This is a genomic window from Oceanibaculum pacificum, assembly GCF_001618175.1.
GTDB lineage: Bacteria > Pseudomonadota > Alphaproteobacteria > Oceanibaculales > Oceanibaculaceae > Oceanibaculum > Oceanibaculum pacificum.
Window position 1 is genome coordinate 1 of the sequence record NZ_LPXN01000087.1, and the last position, 5640, is coordinate 5640.

Consider the following 5640-nt stretch of genomic DNA (forward strand, 5'->3'; position numbering starts at 1 on the left):
AAGGCTGGGTGAGGGGAGACCTGGGTGAGGGGAGACCCGGATGAAGCAAGACCGGCCCGCAGCGACGCCTCGCCTCGGCTTTGTCGATCTGCTATGAACGGGCGCTCATTTTCAGACGGAGGAAGTCGATGCATCCCAAGGGTCATGTGGCGCTGGTCACCGGCGGCGGGTCGGGGCTGGGGGCGGCGACGGCGCGGCTGCTGGCGAAGCAGGGGGCGACGGTCGCGGTTCTCGACGTGAATGCCGAGGCCGCCGCCGCGGTCGCCCAGGAGGTCGGCGGCATCGCGGTCGCCTGCGACGTGTCCAGCGCGGACAGCGGCGAGAAGGCGGTGGCGGAAGTCGTCGCCAAGCTGGGGGCGCCGCGCATGGTGGTGAATTGCGCCGGCATCGTGCGCGGCGCGCGCATCGTCGGCAAGGACGGCCCGTCCGACCTGGACACCTTCCGCAAGGTGATCGAGGTCAATCTGATCGGCACCTACAACATCATCCGCCTGACGGCGGCCGAGATGGCGAAGCTGGAGCCGCTGGAAGATGGCGAGCGCGGCGTGATCACCATGACCTCCTCGGTCGCGGCGTTCGACGGGCAGATCGGCCAGGCGGCCTATTCCGCCTCCAAGGGCGGCATCGCCGGGCTGGTGCTGCCGGCGGCGCGCGACCTGGCGCGCAGCGGCATCCGCGTGATGGCGATTGCACCCGGCCTGTTCCAGACGCCGATGATGGCCAGCCTGCCGCCCGAGGTGCAGGACAGCCTGGGCAAGTCCACGCCGTTCCCGCAGCGCCTCGGCACGGCCGAGGAATACGCCGACCTGGTGCTGGCCATCGTCACCAATGTCATGCTGAACGGCGAGACCATCCGCCTGGACGGCGCGGTGCGGCTGGCCCCGCGCTGAGGCTTTGCGAATGAAAAGCCGAAAGGGGCTTCCGGTTTCGGCCGGAAGCCTTTTTCTTACGAAGCATTAATTTGCCGAAACCGGTCGTGCGCCCTTACTATCCTGCAATCGTCTAATAAATCGGGGGGTAATGTCATGACCAGCCAGGCTTATGAGCAGCTTAAATCCATCGTCGCGTCGAACCCGGCGCATAAGCAAAAACTCGCTGGGGTGACGGAAATCGGCGACGCCGCCGAGGCGCTGGCCGGCATCGCCGCCGCCAACGGCATTTCGATCACGGCCGAGCAGATCAAGCAGCAGATGGCCGCCGGCAGCGAGGGCCGGCCCGACGACGCGCTGGACGACGAGGCCCTGGAAGCCGTCTCCGGCGGCGGTTCGCCCTACTGCATGTTCACCAAGGGCTGCTACTGCTTCTTCACCAAGTGAGGGATGGGGGATATGAGCGCTGAATTCGAGAAGCTGAAGCTTCTGGTCAAGTCGGACGAGGCCTATCTGGAGACGCTTTCCGGCCTCAGCGATGTCGGCGACGTGGCCGAGGCGCTGGCGGTGCTGGGCCGTGAGAACGGCATCCGGATTTCCGCCGAGGAGATCAAGCGGCAGATGACCGCCAACGACAATGCCCGCCCGGACGACGAGCTGGACGACGCGGCGCTGGAAGCCGTCTCCGGCGGCGGTTCGCCCTACTGCATGGGCACCAATGGCTGCTACTGCATGTGCACCGGCAAGTTCACCGACAATTGGTTCTAATCTTGCGGTGACGCCAAAGCCGGCTTTCTTCTCGATCCTTCGGCCGCCGCTCGATCACGCTCTGGGCCGCTTCCGGGCGGCGGCGGAAGCGGCCTGCCTGCCGGCGGATGCGCTGGTCGCCGGGTTGGAGCCGGCGCTGGCCAGGCGGCTGTCGATCATCGCCGGGCCGACCTTGTTCGAGGCGTTCGCGCCCCGCCGCCCGACCCCGCCGCCGCTGGCCGCCCTGCTGGACGAAACCCCGGCGGCGGTGCCCCGCGCCGCCTATGATGCTTTCGCCGCCGACATGGCGGCAGGCGGGCTGGAGCGGCTGCTGGCGGCGCATCCGGGCCTGGCCCGCTCCATCGACATTCTGCTCGCCCACACGCTGGATGCGGCGCTGGAGATGGCGGTGCGGCTGCGCGACGACAGCGCCGCTCTGGCCGCCTTCGTGCCCGGCTGGTCTGCCGGCGTGCCGGCGCTGGCGGCGGTGGAGTTCGGCCTGTCCGATCCGCATGCCGAGGGCCGCAGCGTCGCTGGCCTTCGCTTCGCCGATGGCGCGAGACTGGCCTACAAGCCGCGCTCGCTGGCGGTCGAGGCGGGGTTCGAACGGCTGGTCCGCTGGCTGGGCGCGCGCGATGCCGGCCTGCCGGACCAGCGCCTGCCGCGCCTGCTGGATCGCGGCCAGCATGGCTGGATGGAATGGGTAGAGCCGGCCGAGTGCAGCACCGCCGGGGAGGTGGACGATTTCTACCGCCGTCTCGGCGTGCTGGCGGCGTGCCTGCGGCTGCTGCGCGGCACCGACATCCATTCGGAGAATCTGATCGCCGCCGGGGCCTATCCCGTCATGGTCGATCTGGAATGCCTGTTCGCGCCCGATCTGGGGCCGGGCTGGCTGCACCGGCTGCACGATCTGCCGGCCTATATGGAAAGCGGGCTGCTGCCTTTCCTGGTGCCGATGGGGCCGGGGCAGTGGCGCAATATGGGCAGCGGCGGCCCCCCCCTGCCGCCGGTCGCGGTGCCGGATTTCGGCTTCCGCCATGCCGGCGCCGACTGGATGGACCGCGCCACGGTCACCAGCCGGCCCGACGAACGCAATCTGCCCCGGCTGGACGGGGTGGAGCAGGATATCCGCGCCCATGCGCCCGCCCTGGTCGAGGCCTATCGCCGGGCGCTGGCGGCGGTGCTGGCGGACCGGGAGAATTTCCTGTCGGCGGACGGGCCGCTGGCTGGCTTCGCGGATGCCCGCTGCCGCTATGTCGCCCTGCCGACCGAATCCTATCGCCGGCTGCTGGTGCGGCTGCACGAGCCGGACATGACCGCCGCGCCGGACGCGCTGGACCGCCAGGCGGCGCGCATCGACCGGCCGAGCGTCGGCCTGGCGACGGCGGATTGGCGGCGGCTGCTGGCGGCGGAGAAGGCGGCGCTGGGGCGGCTCGACGTGCCGGCCTTTCTGTATCGCCCCGGCGATGCGGCGCTGGCGGAGGCCGGCGGGGCCGCCATCGGACCGCTCTCCGCCCTGCCGCCGCTGGAGACCGCCCGCCAGGCGGTGCGCGACCTGTCGTCCGCGCATATCGAGCGCGAGGCGGCGGTGCTGGACCGTATCTTCGCGCCCGCCCGGCCGGTATCGGCCGACGATCCGCTGACCGGCATTCTGGACTGGATCGCCAGCCGCGCGGTGCCGCGCGCCGAGGGTGGCGTAGACTGGGTGCGGCCCTATGAGGAGCCGCCGATCACCTTCCGCATCGCCGGGCACGGGCTGTATCACGGCACGGCGGGCATCGCCGTCGTGCTGGCGGCGGCGGCCCGGCGGCGCGGCCGGGCCGATTGGGCCGCTCTCGCCCGCCGCGCCCTGCTGCCGCTGCGCCATCTGGCGCGCGACGAAACGGCAACGGATCTGGGGCTGGCCCTCGGCCTCGGCCATGCGGTCGGCGTCGGCGGCATGATCGCCGCGCTGTGCTGGTCCGCCGATCCGCTGGACGATCCGGCGTGCGTCGCCGACGCCCTGGATCTGGCCGGCAAGCTCGGCGCGCCGGATCGGGCGGTGGCGTTCGATTTCTATGACGGCATCGCCGGGCTGCTGCCGGCCCTGCATCTGCTGCACCAGCGGACCGGCGATGCCGGCCTGCCGGCGCTGATGGCGGACTGGACCGACCGGCTGCTGGCCCTGTCGGTCGAGGAAGAGGGGATGCGCCTGTGGAAACCGCGGCGCGGCAAGCCGGTGGCCGGCCTCGCGCACGGCCAGGCCGGCATGGCGGTGGCGCTGGCCTGCGCCTTCGACACGACCGGGCGGGACCGCTATCTCGACGCTGCCGCTCAGGCGCTGCTGTGGGAGGACCGGCTGTATGCGGACGGCAACTGGCCCGATCCCGCCGGCCGCCGGCCGGTGACCGCCTGGTGCCATGGCGCGCCGGGCATCGCCCTGTCGCGCCGCGCGCTGCTGCGCCTGGCGCCCGACGCCTTCGCGCCTCGCCGGGCGGAGCTGGCGGCGGCGCTACGCACCACGGCCGCGCATCCGACGGACGGGCCGGGCGATCTGTGCTGCGGGCTGGCCGGCCGCCTGCTGGCGCTGGAGGGCGAGGCGCTGCATGCGCCTGCCTTGGCGCGCTGGCGGGCCGGCGATTACGGCTTGTGGAGCGACAGGCTGCCGGTGGCGTTTCGCGATCCCTGCCTGTTCAAGGGCCTGGCCGGCATCGCGCTGGCGCTGCTGCGGATCGAAGCGCCGGAGGCCGTGCCGCCGGTGCTGCTGCCTGTGTCCTTGGCCACCTGACCAGTCCACCGTTGCGTTGCGGCCAGAGGACGCTTATGTAACGGCCCATGTCAGCCGTACAGCCCTTGATCGATCAAATCTGGAAGCCGGAGCCCGTGGCCCCGGCCGTTCCGCTTGCCATTCGCACCAACCTCGTCGGCATGGACCGCGCCGAGATGGCGGCCGCCTTCGCGGAAATGGGCCTGCCCGCCTTCCGCATGAAGCAGGTGTGGAACTGGGTCTATCATCGCGGCGTCACCGATTTCGAGGCGATGACCAACATCGCCAAGGAGCTGCGCGGCCGGCTGGCCGAGAATTTCCGCATCGCCCGCCCGACCGTGGTGACCGAGCAGAAATCCACCGACGGCACCATCAAATGGCTGCTCCGCTTCGAGGATGGCAACGAGGTCGAGACCGTGTTCATCCCGGAGGAGGATCGCGGCACGCTGTGCGTTTCCTCCCAGGTGGGCTGCACGCTGACCTGCAAATTCTGCCACACCGGCACGCAGCGCTGGGTGCGCAATCTGGGGCCCGCCGAGATTGTCGGCCAGGTGATGCTGGCGCGCGACAAGCTGGGCGAATGGCCGGCCAGCATGGAAGGGCGCAACTTCACCAACATCGTCATGATGGGCATGGGCGAGCCGCTGTATAATTACGACAATGTGGCCAAGGCCCTGAAGATCATCATGGATGGCGAGGGCGTGGCGCTGTCCAGGCGCAAGATCACCCTGTCGACCGCCGGCGTGGTGCCGGCGATGCAGAAATGCGGCGAGGAGCTGGGCGTCAACCTGGCCGTCTCGCTGCATGCGGTGACCGACGAGGTGCGCGACGTCATCGTGCCGCTGAACCGCAAATACAAGATCGCCGAGCTGATCCAGGCCTGCCGCGACTATCCCGGCGCCTCGAACGCCCGGCGCATCACCTTCGAATATGTGATGCTGAAGGGCGTCAATGACAGCGACCAGGACGCCCACGCGCTGGTGAAGCTGCTGGAGGGCATTCCGGCGAAGATGAACCTGATCCCGTTCAACCCCTGGCCGGGCTCGCCCTATGAATGCTCCAGCAACACGCGGATCGACCGGTTCTCGAAAATCCTGATGGAGGCCGGCTACGCCTCCCCGGTGCGCAAGACGCGCGGCCAGGATATCCTGGCGGCCTGCGGCCAGCTCAAATCCGCCTCCGAGAAGATGAAGAAGAGCGAGCGGCCGGAGTAAGGCGGCCGGAGCAGGCTGCCGGGTCCTTCGAGACGCCGCTCTCGCGGCTCCTCAGGGCGAGGGC

At 70.1% G+C, this 5640-nt stretch carries 5 protein-coding genes; all 5 read left to right on the forward strand.

The features are described from left to right. Window positions 1-128 precede the first annotated feature (128 nt). Complete coding sequence (locus tag AUP43_RS06020; protein ID WP_067553797.1) at window positions 129-890, forward strand: SDR family NAD(P)-dependent oxidoreductase; 762 nt, start codon at window positions 129-131, stop codon at window positions 888-890. A gap of 135 nt (window positions 891-1025) precedes the next feature. Further along, window positions 1026-1316, forward strand: coding sequence for a hypothetical protein (locus AUP43_RS06025; protein WP_067553799.1), 291 nt, complete (start codon window positions 1026-1028; stop codon window positions 1314-1316). 12 nt (window positions 1317-1328) lie between these two features. Then, window positions 1329-1637, forward strand: coding sequence for a hypothetical protein (locus AUP43_RS06030; RefSeq protein ID WP_067553801.1), 309 nt, complete (start codon window positions 1329-1331; stop codon window positions 1635-1637). Between the two features lie 7 nt (window positions 1638-1644). Then, window positions 1645-4383, forward strand: a complete 2739-nt coding sequence (locus AUP43_RS06035) for a type 2 lanthipeptide synthetase LanM family protein (RefSeq protein ID WP_067553803.1) — start codon at window positions 1645-1647, stop codon at window positions 4381-4383. A 47-nt stretch (window positions 4384-4430) separates the two neighbouring features. Continuing rightward, window positions 4431-5576: a 23S rRNA (adenine(2503)-C(2))-methyltransferase RlmN gene (gene rlmN / locus AUP43_RS06040; protein WP_067553805.1), complete on the forward strand. Its 1146-nt coding sequence runs from the start codon at window positions 4431-4433 to the stop codon at window positions 5574-5576. Window positions 5577-5640: the final 64 nt, after the last annotated feature.